12 protein-coding genes are annotated in these 17724 nt (G+C 51.4%); all 12 read right to left on the bottom strand.

Going from position 1 to position 17724, the window contains the following annotated elements:
* Positions 1-66: 66 nt before the first annotated feature.
* The gene (locus tag Q0Y46_RS09220) at positions 67-1116 is read right to left on the bottom strand and encodes a glycosyltransferase (protein ID WP_297946834.1); all 1050 of its coding nucleotides are present in this window, start codon (positions 1114-1116) and stop codon (positions 67-69) included.
* The gene (locus tag Q0Y46_RS09215) at positions 1091-2152 is read right to left on the bottom strand and encodes a glycosyltransferase family 4 protein (protein WP_295678518.1); all 1062 of its coding nucleotides are present in this window, start codon (positions 2150-2152) and stop codon (positions 1091-1093) included. The genes Q0Y46_RS09220 and Q0Y46_RS09215 overlap by 26 nt, the downstream gene beginning before the upstream one ends.
* Positions 2153-2155: 3 nt before the next feature.
* Positions 2156-3526 carry a nucleotide sugar dehydrogenase gene (locus Q0Y46_RS09210; RefSeq protein ID WP_295678517.1) on the bottom strand — a complete coding sequence of 457 codons (1371 nt, stop codon included), beginning with the start codon at positions 3524-3526 and terminating at the stop codon, positions 2156-2158.
* Positions 3527-3603: 77 nt separating this feature from the next.
* Positions 3604-6633, bottom strand: coding sequence for a CotH kinase family protein (locus tag Q0Y46_RS09205; RefSeq protein ID WP_297946831.1), 3030 nt, complete (start codon positions 6631-6633; stop codon positions 3604-3606).
* A 150-nt stretch (positions 6634-6783) separates the two neighbouring features.
* Positions 6784-9567, bottom strand: a complete 2784-nt coding sequence (locus Q0Y46_RS09200) for a CotH kinase family protein (RefSeq protein ID WP_297946828.1) — start codon at positions 9565-9567, stop codon at positions 6784-6786.
* Between the two features lie 45 nt (positions 9568-9612).
* Entirely contained in the window at positions 9613-10449 is an 837-nt protein-coding gene (locus tag Q0Y46_RS09195; protein WP_295678512.1) for an EamA family transporter, read from the bottom strand.
* Positions 10450-10508: 59 nt separating this feature from the next.
* Positions 10509-12833, bottom strand: coding sequence for a lytic transglycosylase domain-containing protein (locus Q0Y46_RS09190; RefSeq protein ID WP_297946826.1), 2325 nt, complete (start codon positions 12831-12833; stop codon positions 10509-10511).
* A gap of 54 nt (positions 12834-12887) precedes the next feature.
* A complete protein-coding gene (ptsP, locus tag Q0Y46_RS09185) occupies positions 12888-14732 on the bottom strand; it encodes a phosphoenolpyruvate--protein phosphotransferase (protein WP_295678509.1) in 1845 nt (614 codons plus the stop codon).
* Complete coding sequence (locus Q0Y46_RS09180) at positions 14704-14976, bottom strand: HPr family phosphocarrier protein (protein WP_295678508.1); 273 nt, start codon at positions 14974-14976, stop codon at positions 14704-14706. The genes ptsP and Q0Y46_RS09180 overlap by 29 nt, the downstream gene beginning before the upstream one ends.
* Positions 14977-14984: 8 nt before the next feature.
* Positions 14985-15905: an MlaD family protein gene (locus Q0Y46_RS09175; RefSeq protein WP_295678506.1), complete on the bottom strand. Its 921-nt coding sequence runs from the start codon at positions 15903-15905 to the stop codon at positions 14985-14987.
* 83 nt (positions 15906-15988) lie between these two features.
* A complete protein-coding gene (locus Q0Y46_RS09170) occupies positions 15989-16636 on the bottom strand; it encodes an RNA methyltransferase (protein ID WP_295678504.1) in 648 nt (215 codons plus the stop codon).
* Positions 16637-16638: 2 nt separating this feature from the next.
* A complete protein-coding gene (locus tag Q0Y46_RS09165; RefSeq protein WP_297946823.1) occupies positions 16639-17724 on the bottom strand; it encodes a hypothetical protein in 1086 nt (361 codons plus the stop codon).

The raw sequence follows: 17724 nt of genomic DNA, 5'->3' as shown, positions 1-17724 counted from the left end.
CAGGTTCCTCTATAATTCCGCATCAAGCCGAGGCATTCATTGAAATAAATCCTCGCTTACACATAATTAAAGAGCCTTGGAATAATGTTCAAAATACGCCCTTGCAGTATTAGCAACATTGTAATTTTTGCGAACATGCTCAAATGCTTTTTCGACTGTTTCTTTTGGGAAATTTCCTAAAACAAAGGACTCGATTTTTCGTGCACAATCGTTTACGTCCCCACATTTAAAGAACGTACCATACTTACCGGATTCTATAATACTCATAGGGCCGGCATTATCCGCAATCAAGACAGGCACCTGTGCAGCCATGGCCTCGGCAATGGTGAGCCCAAAACCTTCAAACAACGAGGGTTGTATCACCAAATCGTAATTGCACAAATTTTCAAAAAGATACTTCTGGCTCTGCGAACCTAAAAAACGAATCTTATCGTGCCACTTCAGCTCTGAAGCCGTTTTCTCGAGTAATTCTCTTGACGAACCATCCCCAATAAAATCCAAAGTAAATTCGCATTCCGGATGCGCCTCATGAAATAGATCCAAAGCTTCCATCAAAAGGAGCTGCCCTTTTTTATGCGCTTCTAGGCGACTCACCTGGACAAATTTTCGAACCTTTCTATCGTCGGGAGAACGTTTTTTAAACGAATCCACCGAGATGCCATTTTCCACGACAATGCTTTCTTTACCGTAATGCTCCAAAACACTCTGTCGAACACTCTCTGAAATTGCAAAGACCGTCTTGAACTTATGAATACATTTAAAAGGATCCTGTTCGTTATAAACATCATGGATCGTGACAAATATCGGGCATCGAATAAAAGGATGGAATAAAAAGCGCCACGACTTTGGACTATGCAAGTGAATCACATCCGGATGAATCTTCATGATATGACGGTTCAATCGGATCAAATGTAACGGAGATTTACTCCCAGCTGGCCTCTGATTATACACAACATTCACTTGTGGGCAAAACATGCCCATAAGTTCCTGATCATACACATCGTTAATGACTAGCACATACACATCCGCATAACGAGATTGTGAATTTGCAATATTCACCAACATCGTTTCGATGCCGCCAAGAGTCATGCTATAGACAATATGCAGAATTTTCATAAACTCGTTCCAGCTTATCCAAAACAACATCTGGACTAAAATTGGACCTGGCACGGTTCCATCCGGCAAGCCCCATCTGCATCCGCAATTCTTTATTATTGACAATTTTTTCGAGAGCTCTTGCAATGGCCTGGATATCGCCTGGATTGCACAACAGGCCACACACGCCATCCTCGACAACTTCGGCCGTTCCGCCCACAAAAGTCGAGATAACGGGCAAGCCCATGCCCAAAGCTTCAACAAGGCTCATGCTGAAACGTTCTGCGTAAGACGGTAAAACGAGAAGGTCAAATTCCGGCAGGCGCTTGATATACTCATCATGCTGCAGCCATCCAGAAACATGGATCAAATCCTTTTTCTTGCTTTGCGCCACAGCAGCCTTGACACGTTCTACTTCGCCATCGCCAAAGAGATACAGTTCAACAGGGACCTCGAAAACGGCGGCATCAAAGGCCTTGACCAAGTCCAGGACGCCCTTGCGATCGCCAAAGCGTCCCGAAAAGACGACCTTGACGGGTTCCGAATGCTGCGACAGGTCAACGGCCTGGGAAGCGATGTTCTCGCCAGGATTCGGGACCGTAGCAAAATTATTCAATTTGGGATCAAACGAGCGCAAGAAGGCTTCCATTTCGGAAGACAGGATGATTATCTTGGACGCATGCCTAAAATAGGAGCGAATGGCTTTTTTCCCGAAAAAAGATGCATTTGTACAAAATTGGTCAAATACACTACCGTGAATATGCGGAGCATATTTCTTTCCACGCAAGCGAATAGCCAAGCTCACAAAGAACATGCGCCAAAAACTGCCGTAATTTGCAGTATGCAGTTCATAGAGCGCAATGTTTTTATTCGCCTTAAAGAGGATGCTTAAGCACGTCTTTATCACCAAAGGTATCGAACGAGAAAAAGAGCCATTGTAAGTAGCAAGGAAATTGCCATCCTTCAAGCCGAACAGCTTCTTGTAGCTTAAAAGGACAGAACTAATTCCCCCCTGCACAAATAAAGCAGGGCCTACCTGGCATACATTCTCAATCATTCCTTACTCCGCTTTTCCCTTGCCGATGCTGGACACTTCGAAACCGATCTTGCGGAGGGCGTCGGCATCGAGGATATTGCGGCCATCGAACACAAAGGCAGGCTTGGCCATACCCTTGTAGATGCGGGTCCAGTCGAGTTCGGCAAAGCACTTCCATTCGGTGCAGACCACCACGGCATGTGCGCCTTCGGCGGCCTTGTACGGGTCTTCTTCGAACTGGACCTGGTCAATGACATCCTTCAGGTCGCGCTTCGCATCGGGGATAGCCTTCGGGTCGGTCACGACCGGCTGTGCATGTTCGGCGAGCAGGTCGCGCACCACGAGGTTCGCAGGGCTTTCGCGGGTATCGCCGGTGTTTGCCTTGAATGCGAAACCGAACACGGCAATCTTCTTGCTTGCAATCGTGTTGAACATTGTCTCGAGCATGCGGTCCACCACGCGGTGGGTCTGCCACTCGTTGATCTTCACAACCGATTCCCAATAAGCAGCGACTTCGGGGAGTCCATAGTAACCGCACAGGTACACGAGGTTCAGAATGTCTTTCTTGAAGCAGCTACCGCCAAAGCCGATAGAGGCCTTGAGGAACTTCGGGCCAATGCGGCGGTCCTTGCCCATCACGTAGGCGACTTCGTCCACGTCGGCGCCAGTCTTTTCGCAAAGGGCGCTGATGGAGTTGATGGAGCTGATGCGCTGAGCCAAGAAGGCGTTCGCGGTAAGCTTCGTGAGTTCGGAACTCCAGAGGTTCGTCGTAAGGATGCGGTCACGCGGCACCCAGTGGGCATAGACGTCAACCAGCTTCTGGCAGGCAGCGAGGCCCGATTCTGTCTGATGGGAGCCGATGAGCACGCGGTCCGGTTCAAACAAGTCGTTAATGGCGGTACCTTCGGCAAGGAACTCGGGGTTGCTGAGCACTTCGAAGTGCAGGCCCTTGTCGTTGCTGTTCAGGATGCGTTCCATCGCAGCGGCCGTACGCACCGGAAGGGTGGACTTTTCCACAATAATCTTGCCTTCGTCGGCAATTTCAAGAATGTTGCGCGCCGTCTTTTCCCAGTACTGCAGGTCAGAAGCCTTGCCGGCACCGTGACCGAACGTCTTGGTCGGGGTATTCACGGAGACGAAAATGATATCCGCTTCCTTGATGGCAGCCGGAATGTCGGTGCTAAAGAAGAGGTTGCGACCACGGGCACGCTTCACAACATCGTCGAGGCCGGGTTCAAAAATCGGGAGATTGTCGCTGTTCCAGGCGTCAATACGGGCCTGGTTGATATCGACTACGGTAACCTTCACGTCGGGGCACTTGTCGGCAATAACAGTCATAGTGGGGCCACCGACATAGCCCGCGCCAATGCAAAGAATCTTGGTATTGTAAGACATAGTACTGAAAAAATAGAAAATGGCATAAAAAAAGAGCATCCCGTTTTAACGGAATGCCCATTTTTCAATGAAAAAAATTACTTGAATTGAGCCGTAATGTTAGTCACTTCGCCCGGAGAGACAACACGCTTTGCATCCTTCACGCCATCGCTCCAACTAGAGAACACACTACCGTTAGTTGCCCTAGCAATAAGCGTTACCGGAACGTTGCTGTAGAAGTTTGCCGTGAGTGAGGACTTGCCTATCGGGAGGCCATCCACGAGGACTTCACCAGAACCGGACGTGCCAATCGTCATCTGAACCGGATTGCTCAGCGAGAAGAACGTTTCCATCTCCGACGTAATCTTGCCCTGCTGAGACGAAGCGAAGCTCTTGATCGTAGCCAGATCCTGTTCCATAGAGGAGGCATTATAACCCCAGAATTCCTGGTCACGCGCCATTTCGGACTGGACTTGGCTCTGCAAGTCATTAACCATCTGCAGAATGCGTTCCGAAGTGAAATAAGAGGCCAGCAACACGACAAACCTGTTCACGAACGCACGCGCAAACGTCGCATTTTCAAGAAGCCTGCGGAGCAGCAGTGTTTCCTTGGCCGTGCCGTTACCACCAGCGGCGCCACCCATGCCGAAGCCCGCAGCCATCTGCGTACCGTTTGCACTAGTGACATAGCTGAAGATATTCGTATTGCTCATGGAATAGTTTGTTCCAAACCCGAAGTCGGTATCGTAAATAAACCATTTCCATTTGGTCTTCTGGCTTGCCACGCGCCACTTCTTCATGTTGTTGTGCGGCCAGTCGCGGTTGTTTATGAACATTTCAGTCTGCATATAGTTGATATAGTTGTCTATATCAATCTGGTTCGCGATCTTGGTAAAGTTCGCATCATCCTTCAAGCTATTGGACTGGAGCCAATCCATCATGGCCACGTAATCGGCGCTGGAACCGGCCGTCGCCTCGTCATTGGCGTCGAGCAAGTCGATGTCGTTGCCGTCATAGCCATACTTGGTCTCGTAATAGTACTCGTTGTTACGTTCGCGCATATCGTGGATGCCGTAGTATGCGCCATTGTAATAGACAATCACGTAGCGGCCACGCTGGTAATCAACATCCAGGCCTTCCGTAATCTGCGTTCCCACGCGGTCACGAACGTAGTCATTTCCGCAGTTGTTGCCGAAGTTACGCACCGAGAACGCCTTGAACTTGGTCAGTTCGGGGTGGTCGGGGAACAGAGTGTATTTAAGGCGCTTGTCGCCGTACTGTTCGCGGAAGGTGACAGAGAACGACTTCTTTTCCTTGGCACGGCTGTACTGGCCCGAAATCTTGAAGTCGCCCATGATTCCAAATCCAGGTTGCTTGACACCGGGTTCAAACAGTTCCACATACACGGGGAGTTCCCTGTTGCTCCAGTAATTCGCACCCTTGTGCGGGTCCATCATCTGGGCACCATCACCGGTCATGTACAAACCCGAATCCGGGCTGAACATGGACAGCGGATCTGTCGTGACAAAGAGAACGGGGAGCGAAGGCTGCGTTTCGAACACATAAGTGCGGTTAAGCATTTCACTCCGGTAGGCCCCATCGACATACGTCACGCAACGGAGCACCGTCGTGGCAGAAATATTCAGAGACTGCGTCACCGGGCTGCTGTTGATTGTCGGTTCAGCACCACCCGTAGCACAACGGCTACCCTGCGGGAGCGTGACCGTCACAGGCGAAGAATAGAACCCGGACGGAGGCACGGACGATTCGCCGGAAGCAGCCTGAGTTGCGCTCACTTCGCCAATCGTGGCACCATACGGGCTCGGGTCGGCAATACCCCACTGGCCAGCAGCATTCTTGCCCCATGTCGCAGTGACAGGAACGGCGTTGTACCGGACAGAGTCCAAAATTCCGCCTTCCTTGTTCACGAGGTAAAGCGCACCGCCATCCTTGTCCACCTTGAACGTAGTATGGGGTTCATGGCCACGGTTACGGCCAATGTAGGAGAAAATCTTGATTTCGGTATTTTCGACGGCCTGCGATTCCGAGAAGAACGTCGTACCGGATACATTTGCGAGGTTGAGGCCCATGGCCTTGTCGCCAAGACGGATACTATATACAGTAGAGGAGTCACCTGTACCTTTGAGGTTCTTGCCGCTCCAACTACCGATAGAACCGTTGTTGTCGTTCAGGTTCAAACGGATTTTGTGACCCTTCGTGACAAAGCCTTTGAGCACCAGCTGGTTCACCTTGCTCAAGTTAGTCGTGCTGGAATTGACGACAAACGAAGCGTTCGAAGCACCGGCAGGCACACTCAAGACAGCGCCAAACATATTGACACCATTCTGGTTAAAGCACAGAGCGGACTGGCCCGGCAAATTGCTGACGGCCGGAGCGCTTGTACCCGTGGTACCGCCCATACCCATGCCCATGCCGCCTTGGTCACCACCCATACCCATGCCACCCATGTTGAATCCGCCAAAGTCAAATCCGCCCATACCGCTGACAACGCTTTCGTTCGCTTGGCAGTTCGTGGAAATCAGATTGATGGAATCGGAAGGAGGCGTATAGTCGGAGTAGTTCTTGCCCGACATGAATACGACCATGTAGGACTTGGCCGGAATGACCGCTTTGCCGAACGACCAGCGACGCGGGAACTTGAGGTCGTTACTGAGCGCGATGCCGCTCAAATCCACCGGGGAATCCGAAGTATTGTACAACTCGAGCCAACCCGGGTCGTTACCATCTTCGTCCTTAAGACTTGCGTTCGATGGTGAAACTTCACTGAAGACCACCGGGAAATTCCCTACATAGGGAGGAGGCTCCGTCAAGGGAACCTGCGTCGAATCCTCGCCGGGAAGGAGGCCCTCGTGAGAGTCCTTTGCCGAAAAATCGCGGGCCGTGCTACTGGCCGGGACCCCGCTACCGCTGGATCCGGCGACGACTTCGCCCGTGACAGGGTCGACATAGGTGGAACTACCCGGTTGGGAATCCGTCGAGCCGGGGGTGACATCACCGTCTCCGCCGCTAGAGGACGAACCGACAATGACGCCATCACCGCCCTGGGGGTCACCAGACTGGGCGATGGGATTCGAATCGTTGGAATTCGAATCATTGGAGCATGACATTAAGGCAATGCATGCCGAACAAAACAAAACCTTAATCCATACAGTCGAGAGTGGAGATTGTCTGTACTGCATGTCTTTAAAGTAGACATTTTAACCGCCCACACCCCCCAAAATGTTAAAATTTCTTTTTTATTTGTTGTACAACTAACATCAACGGAATGAGGCTGTGATGCGCGTCACTCTGCAAGGTAAAATTTCAATTACACTGTCGTCGCTACCGTCATCCCACCCCACAAAGCGACTGCCTTCGTGTGGTTGAGCCGAAAGAGTCACAGGCTCACCTTTAAAGAATGTAATATACATGTCCGAACGATCCAAAGGCAACCCGTGAACCGCGATAGTTCCACGCCCTTCGGAAATGAGTTCAACTTTGCATTTTTTCTGGAGATTAAAATGCTCCATCAATTCGTCTATCACTACAGCTTGGCGCGTCTTTGCAAATGAAATCATCTGCGACATAGCATCGTCCATCCGCCGGGCACTCAAGTTCCAACGTTTTTGGTCGCGTGCAATCTCGTCTGCAATCTCGTCGTTCAAAGCCTCTATCCTCGCCAACAGGCGGCTGGATTCAAAATTCATAGAAAGGAGCGTTGTCATGCGATTGATAAACGCGGTACGAAAACCTTCGTTGTCAAGCAAGCGCCGCAGCAGCAATGTTGACTTGGGCCCGTTCGGCCAATCCGGGCCATTCTCTGCCGTAACAAAATCAAAAATATTATCTTCGCTATCGTTAAAACCGCTACCGAACCCGAAATCCAAATCGTAAAGGAACCACTTCCAAGGGGACTCCGTATCACTCCTGCGCCATTTTTTTACGTTATTCGCAGGCCAATCTCTATTGTCCAGGAATATTTCAGACAACATATAATTCAGGAAATTATCTACATCCACCTGTGATGCGAAATATTCATAATTTTCCTCATCGTCCAAGTAATTTTCGTTGAGCCAATGAGACAAACTAATGAAATCCGAGGCGTCTCCTGCAGAGACCGTGTTGTCCGCCTTCAACAAATCAATCTGATCGGGATCGTAACCGTAATGCGTTTCAAAGTAATACTTCGAAGATCGTTCGCGAATATTATGGAGGCCAAAATACACTCCATTATAAAATACAACAGCAGCCCGTCCACGCTGGTAATCAATCCCAAGCCCTTCCGTCACAGAGCTTGCCAAGCGGTCCAAAAAATAGGTCGAGCTAAACCCACTACCGTTATTGCGCAACAAGAACGACCTGAATTTTTTGAGCGACGGGAATTCGGGGAACAGTTTGTATTCCAAACGTTTTTTTCCATACTTCTCGCGAAATGTTATCGCAGCGGATTTCTTCGCGCTCGCTCTGCTGTAGTTGCCAAAAATGGAATACCCCGCATTCTCTGCAAATGCAGGCTTCTGTTTTCCCGGCTCCATCAGTTCTATAAATATTGGAATTTCCTTGTCCTGCCAGTAATTCGCCCCATAATACGGCATAGCGCTCCACGCATCGTCTCCCTTGACGTAAATGCCACTATCGGCGTTAAACAAGGAATTTGAATCGGCAGCAATAAACACGGCCGGAACCGTCGGAGGATTCTCGAATATGTACGTCCGGGTTTCAACATCCCCCGGCAATGTCCCAGAGAAAAACGACGCACAGCGCAACACCGTATTGGATTTCACCCGAAGCGAAACGACCTGCGGGCTTTCTGCCGAAGGCAGCATTCCACCTTTTTCGCAACGCACAAGTTGATTGGCCGGAAACTCAATATCAAAAGCATCCTGATAAAATCCAGACGGAGGGAGTTCCTGTATTTCGGGAGACCGGAGCGGCAATACTTCTTCTTGCACCTCCTTGTAAGGCGAGGGAACCGCATACCCCCAACACTCCTCACTCGCGGAGCATTGGCCCAGCGACCATGACTTTCCAAGAACCGCCTCCGGATAAAAAACATAGGATTCCACTTCACCCATCGAATCCAAGAGATAGAGATCCCCTCCATCCTTGTCCAACTTGAACGACGCATGGGGTTCTCGGCCCCGATTTCGAACAACATACGAAGTAAACTTCACATCCAAAAGACGCGTCTCTTGGAGCCCTGGACTAAAGCGAGTTCCGTAAATATTGGCAAGATCGGGATAGTCCGTCCCCTCTGGGATACTGAAGGAATAAGTCGTACTGGAATCGCCTGTACCCGTCAGTTCCACCTCGTATCCATTCTTTTCGTCAACATCCGGTTGTGCCAGACGCAGCGAAACTCTACAATCTTTTGGAACATAACCCGTCAGCAACAACTCGTTGCGCCCTGTAAGGTCCATGACCTGGTCTCGCCCACCGCCACGCGTACCCACGAAAACAGAAATCGAAGACCAGCCCAGTTCCACATTTTCGTGGAGCTGCATACGCGCTCCAATTACGCGATGACCATTTTCCGAAAAACAAACTCCCTTTTTTCCAGGCAGAGGTTCGGCAAAGCTTTTTCCCGGCGGGTCATTCTGCGCATCCGTCCATATCGAGCATCCCTTCCCAATCATGTTCACTGAATCAGACGGCGGAACAAAATCTGGATAATCCTTCCCAGACATGAACACCACCAAGCGTTCCGAAGGGTGCAAGACAACCTTGCCAAAATCCCACTTATGCTTCTTCTTCAAGTTATCCGTCAACGAGTACCCGGACAAGTCTATTTTCCGCGACGATTTGTTGACAATTTCCACCCAGCCCGCATCGCCACCTTCGTGATCCTTGTAATCAATATTGATTGGATCCACCTCGCTAATTACGAGTGCGGCATTTTCTTTTACAGGGAAATCCGGGATTTTCGCAGCCGAAGAAGAAAGATAGAACTCCTCAACAGGCCCCACTTCATGCGGTTCCAGAAGTTCATTTTTGTAGTCCGTGCAAGCGCACAAAAAAACGACTACAATCCACCATCCAACTCGGTCAACAAATAAATTCACCTTCCCAATATAAAACTATTTGGGAATTCTGCTTGCAATACAAATTTATTTTTGTATTTTTCTCGGCCTACGGACAACAAAAAGCGCCGCACCAACCAGCACCAGGGACACCGAAACGATTTTCCCTAACGGGAAGGATTCTGCGAACACAATTCCGCCGCCAAGAGTCGGCACGGCAGCACCGACCGCAGCGCTGAACGGAACAATGAAGAGGGCGCGCCCTCTCGAGAAAGACACCTGCGAATAGAGGAACGCAATAGAGTACGTCGCCACATAGCCCCACAGGCGAGCATCCAGAAGGAGCCCAAGAATGGTGTCTATACCGAGAGTATCCAAATCAAAATCCATGGCCATGCTCTTGTAGAACACCGCCGAAAGCCCAAAGCCCATCCCCATAATCAGGGAATCCACTATCTCACGATTTTTATAGCACAGGTGTACAAACAAAGTCGCCACACTAAGAATTCCCGCATAGCTCCAGAGCATCGCAACATTCTGCGTACCGGTGGCCTCCCCCATCGTCTCGACCGAGTAAGTAAGCCCCGCCACCACAAAACAAATGGCAATGATAATGCGCTTGGTCAACTTTTCCTTGAGAAGCCAAAATCCCATGAGGGCCGTAAGCACAGGGTTCAGCACCATCATCGGCTGTACCTGGCTCAAATCGTAACGGGCCATGGCCACATAGTAACCAAGCGTCGCAATTACCGAACAAGAAATTCCAAGCCACCAGTAGCCATTGCTCACGACACCCTTAAAGAATTGCCAAGGGTTCGCGACACCTCCCGTCCGTTTGCCTACCTTGGAAATTCCCGATTTCTCGAGAATGTTGCCGCAGGCAAAGCAAAACGCGGGGCCAATAGTCAACAAGAAAAAGAGCATCTTCAGAAAATCACAATAATTACGTTTGGGCCAATGTAGAATTTATGCCACAGGGTTATTTACAGTTTGTCGTAAATTTCTTGGTAAATCCAGTAATTGCCCATGACGCGCTTCACATAGCCACGGGTTTCCCAATAGCTGATTTCTTCGACGCGGATATCCCAAGGGAGCCCTTCACCGGCAGCCTGCCAACGCTTGGTCGGCTTAGGCCCTGCATTGTAGTTCCCGAGCACATACATGTAGTCGTCTTGGTACTCGGCCTTCAAATCCACCAAGTAACGGACGCCCAAACGGATATTCATGTAGGCGTTGTACAGGAGTTTCGGGTCGAAGTCCGGAATCTGTTCGGCATCGGCCAGCATTTTTCCTGTCTTCGGCATAATCTGCAAAAGTCCGCAAGCCCCCACAGGCGACGTGATTTCGAAGTTGAATATAGATTCCTGGCGCATCACGCTGTAGACAAAGAACGGGTCGATACGCGTACCCGAATGGTACACGACTTGTTCGGTGTACGGCACGGGGTAAAGGTAATGCAGAACATCTATCGGAGGAGCCATCAACCGGCGGCGATCGATATTGTTCTGGAACTGGCGGGCCAGGCGGTAACCGGCAGCCGTCTCCCCCATCTCGTAAAAGAGCTTGCCGTATTCGTAAAGGAAATCCAAGCGCTTGTAGTTCTTTTTGCGGGCCTCGTCGTAAACAGCGAACGCCTCTTCGGCAAAGCCATACTGGAACAGCGTCTTGATCCGTTTGTAACGTTCGGGATTGTACGATGTATCGGCACGGACGCCCTTCTGCGAGGAGCGAATCCAGGCGAGCGTCTGCTCCGGCGACATCGGAATGCCGTGAGCGAACGGAATGTCTTTCGCGGCCATGAGCTTGTACTCTTCCAACTTGATGCGACTGCGATGGGCATAGTAAGCCAGCGGGAAATCCCGGATGCAGTCCAGGTACGCAGCCCGAGCCAACGAATCCTTACCGAGCTTCATGTACACATCGCCGAGGAACATACGGGCGCCACTGCCACTCCAGAGGAACTGTTCCTTGGTCGCTTCCGTAAAGGCCGCAATAGCTTCGTTCCACATTTCTTGCTTGTAGTAAATGAACCCTATGCGGAACTTGGCCCACTGCCTCTTCACGTTGTTCCTAAACCGTTTATCCGTCAACTGCCTAAAGCAAATCAGGGCACTGTCAAATTGTTCCTTCTGCTCGTACTCGAAACCGCGGACCCAAAGGTTGTTTGCGTTTTCTTTGCTAAACTGGTTCACCTCGTGCAGCAAGGAATCGAGCCTCTTGATTTCGGCGGCGTTTTTCGCAGAGTTGTTGCGCAACAGGCGCAAAGTGGACTGCATCCACAGCGGGCGCGCCTCCACAGAATCCAAAAGGTAACGGAACTGCGCAATGGATTCCGCATCCCGCTTAAGAGTCCGCAAGCTGACCGCGCGTTTTTCCCACAAGACAATGCGGACATCACGCGCAAGCGTACTCGGCGGGAGAGGCATGAGCGTCGTGTCTTCGGGTGGCGGGACCACCATTTCCGGGTTCGAGATGACCAAAGCCGAATCGAGAATGCGGATGGAATCGAGCAAGGAAAGGCACACGCTGGCCTCGTCCTTGGCACAGGCCATCCTGGCGTACGCCACCTTTTCGGGCAATGTTTCCTCGACGCCCCGGACCTTGCGCAAACGGCGAATAGCTGCAAACGCAGAATCTTTGAACGAGGTCGGGCTTGTAAGCAACTGTGTATACAGGCGCTTGGCCGCCTTCAGTTGTTTGAACTTTTCCAGGTAACGCGCATAGCGGTACTTGAGCACATGGGCATCCGACGATTTGGAATACTTGTCCAAAAAGACCTTGAGGGAATCCGCATGAGCACGGTCGCTGAGGGTCGAATCGGCCATGGCGGCCTCGATGCGCAGGCGCGAAGAAACCCGCATCCACTTTTCATCTTTTTCAAGCCCCTTGCCTAACTTCAAAGTGTTCCACATCCCGCGGTAGTCGCCTTGACGGTACTTGGAACGCGCCATGCGCAAAATGACCTCACCCGTCAACTGCGGATCGGCAGCACGCAAGGTATCGTATGCCGCATAGGCGCTGTCCCAATCTTCTTTGTAATAATAGTAGGCCGCCTTCGCAAAGTCACGGACTTTTTTAGGGAGCGTTGAATCCAACGAATTATTCCGCGCCCGTTCAGCACGAATGACTACATTCTGAAAATGAGCCGAAGGAATTTGTTCCAAATCCGCATAGGGGCTCGGAGGAATGACTGTCGCCGTTGAATCGAGCACGGCGGTCGAAGACATTGCCGGTGCAACAGTCACTGTGTCGGAGCCCAAAGCAAGCGACGCCATCAACAAAACACATACAAAATAACCAAATCTCATATTTTCTCTCTATTTGCGAGTTGCAACAACATTGCAACCGCAAGCCCAACTACGTTACAGGCGTTCTACCTGGCCCACGAAGCTGGAAATACCCAAATCCGTAATCGTCTGCGCATACTTCTTGTACAAGTATTCGTTCACGTCCTTGGCATCGTCCAATTGCAGGATAGTCAAGGCCGTTTCGCGGACATCTTCAAAGTTAATGGAGCGGATAATCTTCTTCGTTGCCATGACGCTCCACGGCGTCATCGAAAGTTCATCCACACCAAGCCCCACGAGCAAAAGTACGCTCAGCGGGTCCGAACTCATTTCGCCGCACACCGCAACGGGAATCCCCTCCCTGTGGGCAGCAACGACCGTCTGGTAAATCATGCTCAGCACGGCCGGATGGTGCGGCTGGAACATATCCGTTATAAGTTCGTTCGTGCGGTCTACGGCCAAGGTGAACTGAATCAGGTCGTTCGTACCGAGGCTAAAGAAATCGACTTCCTTGGCGAGTTTTTCCACAAGCATCACGGCAGCAGGGACTTCAATCATCACCCCGACCTTGATGTCGCCGATTTTCGTGCCTTCTGCAATCACCGCCTGGCGGCATTCCTCGATACATTCCTTAGCCTGGTGGAGTTCACTCATGCTAGAAATCATCGGGAGCAAAATTCTCAAGTTACCCGCAGAACTGGCCCGGAGCATCGCCTTGAGCTGCGACCGGAAAATGTCCTTCTTGTCGAGGCACACGCGGATGGAACGCCACCCCATGAACGGGTTCGCTTCGTTCGGCGAGGTCACGCCAGGGACCAGTTTGTCGCCACCAGCATCGAGCGTTCTGATAGTCACCGGGTTGGGCGCCATGTTCGAAAGAATCAGGCGGTAAGCATCTTCCTGTTCTTCTTCCGAGGGGACATCCTTGCGGAAATAGAGGAATTCCGAACGGAACAGGCCTATCCCCGTCGCACCGTAATCCTTGACTTTGTCGGATTCCGTCGGCAACTCGATGTTTGCATGCAACGTAATGTACTTGCCATCGCGCGTCATCGGTTCGAGCTGGCGCATGGTGTACAGTTCCCTGCGCTGGCGTTCGTAGACTTCCTGGCGTTCGTGGAACCGGCGGATATCGTCTTCATTCGGGTTCACGATGACCTTGCCACCCGAACCATCGACAATGATCATGTCGTCGGGTTTGACGAGGCCCGCCAAGTTGCGCAAGCCGAACACCGCAGGAATCTGCAACGAACGGGCAAGAATGGCGACATGGCTCGTGCGTCCGCCCGTGTCCATGACAATCGCGCTGACCTGCCCCGGCTTGATCGACATGAGCAAGCTGGGTAAAATTTCGTGGGCCACGAGGACCACACCGTCTTCGGCAGCAATGTCCTCTAATACCGGTCCGGAATCTTCCATGGCCGCCATCAGGCGGTTGTACAAATCCCTCAAGTCCGTCGCCTTGTCGCGCATGGCAGGCGAATCAATCGCCTCGAACTTGTCAATAAAGGCGCCCAGCACAACGTGAACCGCCCAGCGGGCATTCTTGTGGCCGACGCGAATTTTCTCGAGGACCCCGTTCACCAGTTGCGGGTCCTGCAAAATCATCAAGTGCGTCGCAAAGATCATGCTGTCTTTGAGGCCCGCACGAGATTCAGATATTTCCTTGATTTGTGCGATTTCCTTGGCCGTCTTGCTTACAGCTTTCAGGAAGAGTTGCTCCTCGGTAGGAATCCTGCTTTCGGGCAGGGTTTCTTCGACAACGGAAATCTCGCGATTAATTACGGGGAAGACTCTCCCCATGGCAAAGCCGGGCGAAGAAGGCACACCGACCTGGACGATTCTCGTCTTGGCCTTCCCAGAATCCCCGACCTTCACTGCCGGATCAAGCTCAACACGGTTCTTCGTTGAAGTGGTCATTAAAGAGTTGTTCCAATTGTTGAACTATGGTTTCTTCATCCTCGCCATCGACTTCGAACTTGACTTCGGAGCCAGCAGGAATCGCAAGCATCATTACATTCAAAATGCTCTTGGCATTTGCCTTCGAGCCTTCGAAAACAATGGAAACATCACTCTTGGCTTGCCCCGTGATATCCACGATCATGCCCGCAGGTCGGGCATGCACGCCAAGTTTGTTAGTGACCGTCAATGTTTTTACAATCATCGTTTTCCTCAGAAGAAGTCCACATTTATATCCAGACCATCCTGAAGAATGATTCTGAAAAGGCTGTCCGCAGAACGAACCGTCTTGACCAGTTCGTCGTGCAGTGTCTTATCGTTCAACAGGAGCCCAACGGTGTTGTCCTTAGCCTGCGTCTTCGCCTGCACCTGGCCAACCAGTTCGTCCAGGTGCTTGGTGACGCCTTCCAGCTCACCGATGAGGTTGTTGGCATTGCCCACCACCTTGTCCGTATTGGCAAAGAGGCTGTCGATAGGCTGTTTCACGCCGTCGACCAATTGGTTCACCTTGCCCGTCGCTTCGTTAAGCCCAGCCAAAGTCCTCTTGAGCTGCGGATCCGTGTTCTGCACGAGGCCCATCAGGCGGTCCTCGAGATTTTCAGCCTTGTCGAGCAAGGTCTTGAAACGGTCCTGGAATTCCGGATTGGAGATAGTCCCGTTCAGCGCGGCCTTCACCGATTCGAGCAAGACCTTGGTGCTGTCGCAAACTTCGCCAGCCAGACCAAGCGCTTCGGCAATGCCGGCATCGAACTGGCCGTCGATCGTATCGCCCGGAGTAAAATACTTTTCCTCGTCACCGAGAATAATGCCAATCTGGCGTTCGCCCATGATACCGATATTCTGGACGCGGATTTCGGAATCCTTCGGGATTCTCACATCGTCGCGCAGGCGGATGGTCACCACGACGCGGTGGCCGGAAAGTTCGATATTTTCGACCTTGCCGAGTTTGACGCCATTAATCTTGACAGGGTCATCCAGGACAAGGGTGCTCACCTGCGTAAACTTCAAATGGAACGTATTGAATTTTTCCCGCGGGTCCTTCTCGTTCAAGAAGAAAATGCCGAACACCAGCACAACCACGGCTAGGAGAACGACGAGGCCTACAGAAAAGTATAGTACAGAATTCTTCTTCATTTTCTGTACCTAATCTAGTAATTCCATTTCAAATTTTATTTGCATAAGTGCAAAAATGCCCTTTTCACATATAAAACGGGCCATTATCCATCTACACGGACAATAGGACTGTTGTTTTCGATACCGTTCACGTGGCGATCCAGCCAATCCAAAAGCAACTGGTCCCGTTCGGCGGCAGGCAGGGCGAACTTTTCGCGGCCTTCCCTCTGCATGTACACGTCGAGGTAAGTCATGAGCACGCCACCGGCAACCGAGACGTTCATGGACTCGGTAATGCCGTACTGCGGCAACTTGAACTCGTAATCGGCATGGGCGAGCGTATCGGGATGGTTCCCGTGGAACTCGCTCCCGAGATAGAAGGCGGTAGGCTGGCTCAAGTCGAGGTCCAGCACGGAGTTCGTCGTGTTCGTGCTCGCGACGGCAATCTTGTAGCCCTTCGCGCGGAGCTTTTCCATGCACAGCATGCGCTTCTTGTACAGGTAAAGGCTCATCCACTTGTAGCTGCCCTTGAGGATAGACTTGTTCACGCTGTAGGCGTTGTCCTCTTCGATGATATGCACGTCCTGGAGCCCGAACACTTCTGCCGTGCGGATGACCGCCGAAATATTGTGCGGGTCGAACAAGTCCTCGAGAACCATGCAGAAATGCCTTGTACGGCGATTGACGACCTCCGTCAGCAAGTCACGACGGCGTTCCGTCACACGGGCAAGCAACGATTCCAATTCACTCATCTCTATTTTCCTTTCTTTTTTTCGATGAAAAGCGGGGCCGACTTTTCGTTCATGATAATGGGGACACTGTTCTTGTCCCGTTCGGCCCTTTCCTTCTGGAGCTTCTCAAAATCACCCAGGCGCCAGTGGCCCCCGTTCACGACATTCTCGAAATCGATAATGTACTGGACATTCATATCGGACTTGAGCACAGCACTATTGAGCATCGGCTCCTTGTTGCCGGAGAAGTAGGATTTCGAGGCCTTCTTGATATCGTTGACGATGTGGTCGATTTTTTCGTCAACAACGCTCTTGAATACCTTCATCTGCATAATCGAGTTCAACACGGTATTCGCCGGGAACACGATAGCCGTTAGCTTGTACTTAAGTTCGTTCCGGTTGACCTCGTCCATGTCGAGGTAGGCAACCGCAGTCCCGTGCAAGGACCATTTCAAGATTTTCGCATGACCGTAGCCAAAGAACAGGTTGCGCATGCCCAACTTATAGCCCGCACTATCTTGCAAGGCCCAGTAGAAATCGCCCGAAAGGCTCCGGCCGTTACTCCCCGAGAAGAACCTGCGATTCGGGCTCGTGTAACGCAGTTCGTAATGGGAATCCAGATAAGCGTTAATCAGGTCCGCAGTAAAAGGCATGTTGTCGAACAAATAACTGATGACATCGGCACCGAGCGGCAGCGTCCCCTTGTTCTCGTAAATCACACGGTACTGGCGACCGAGACGGGCATAAACTTCGATGGACATCGGGACACCCGGATCCGCCTTGAACCCACGCTTGGTTATTTCAATATACGGAGCGCAGAATTCCGCATCGTACTTCACCTTCGGCCATGGGGCCTGGTCTTCGGGCTTGCACGTCGGATAATCCATGTCCAGGCAAATCTTGACGCCAGAACAGAGCGACCGGTAGTCGTCGTCGTTATTGAGACGAGACTTGATTACCGCACGCAAACGGTTCTCGGCAATAGGAGCCATGTGGATAGAAGCATCCTTTGCCGGTTCAGCCGGAGCACCGGCAAAACACACCGCCTGCAACAAGGCAAGGGCACAAAGGCAACGCTTTACCAGACCTATTGCAGTTGAGCAAGCCAT

The sequence above is a fragment of the uncultured Fibrobacter sp. genome (genome assembly GCF_947305105.1).
Classification (GTDB): domain Bacteria; phylum Fibrobacterota; class Fibrobacteria; order Fibrobacterales; family Fibrobacteraceae; genus Fibrobacter.
This window is presented reverse-complemented; position numbering and strand designations above follow the sequence as displayed.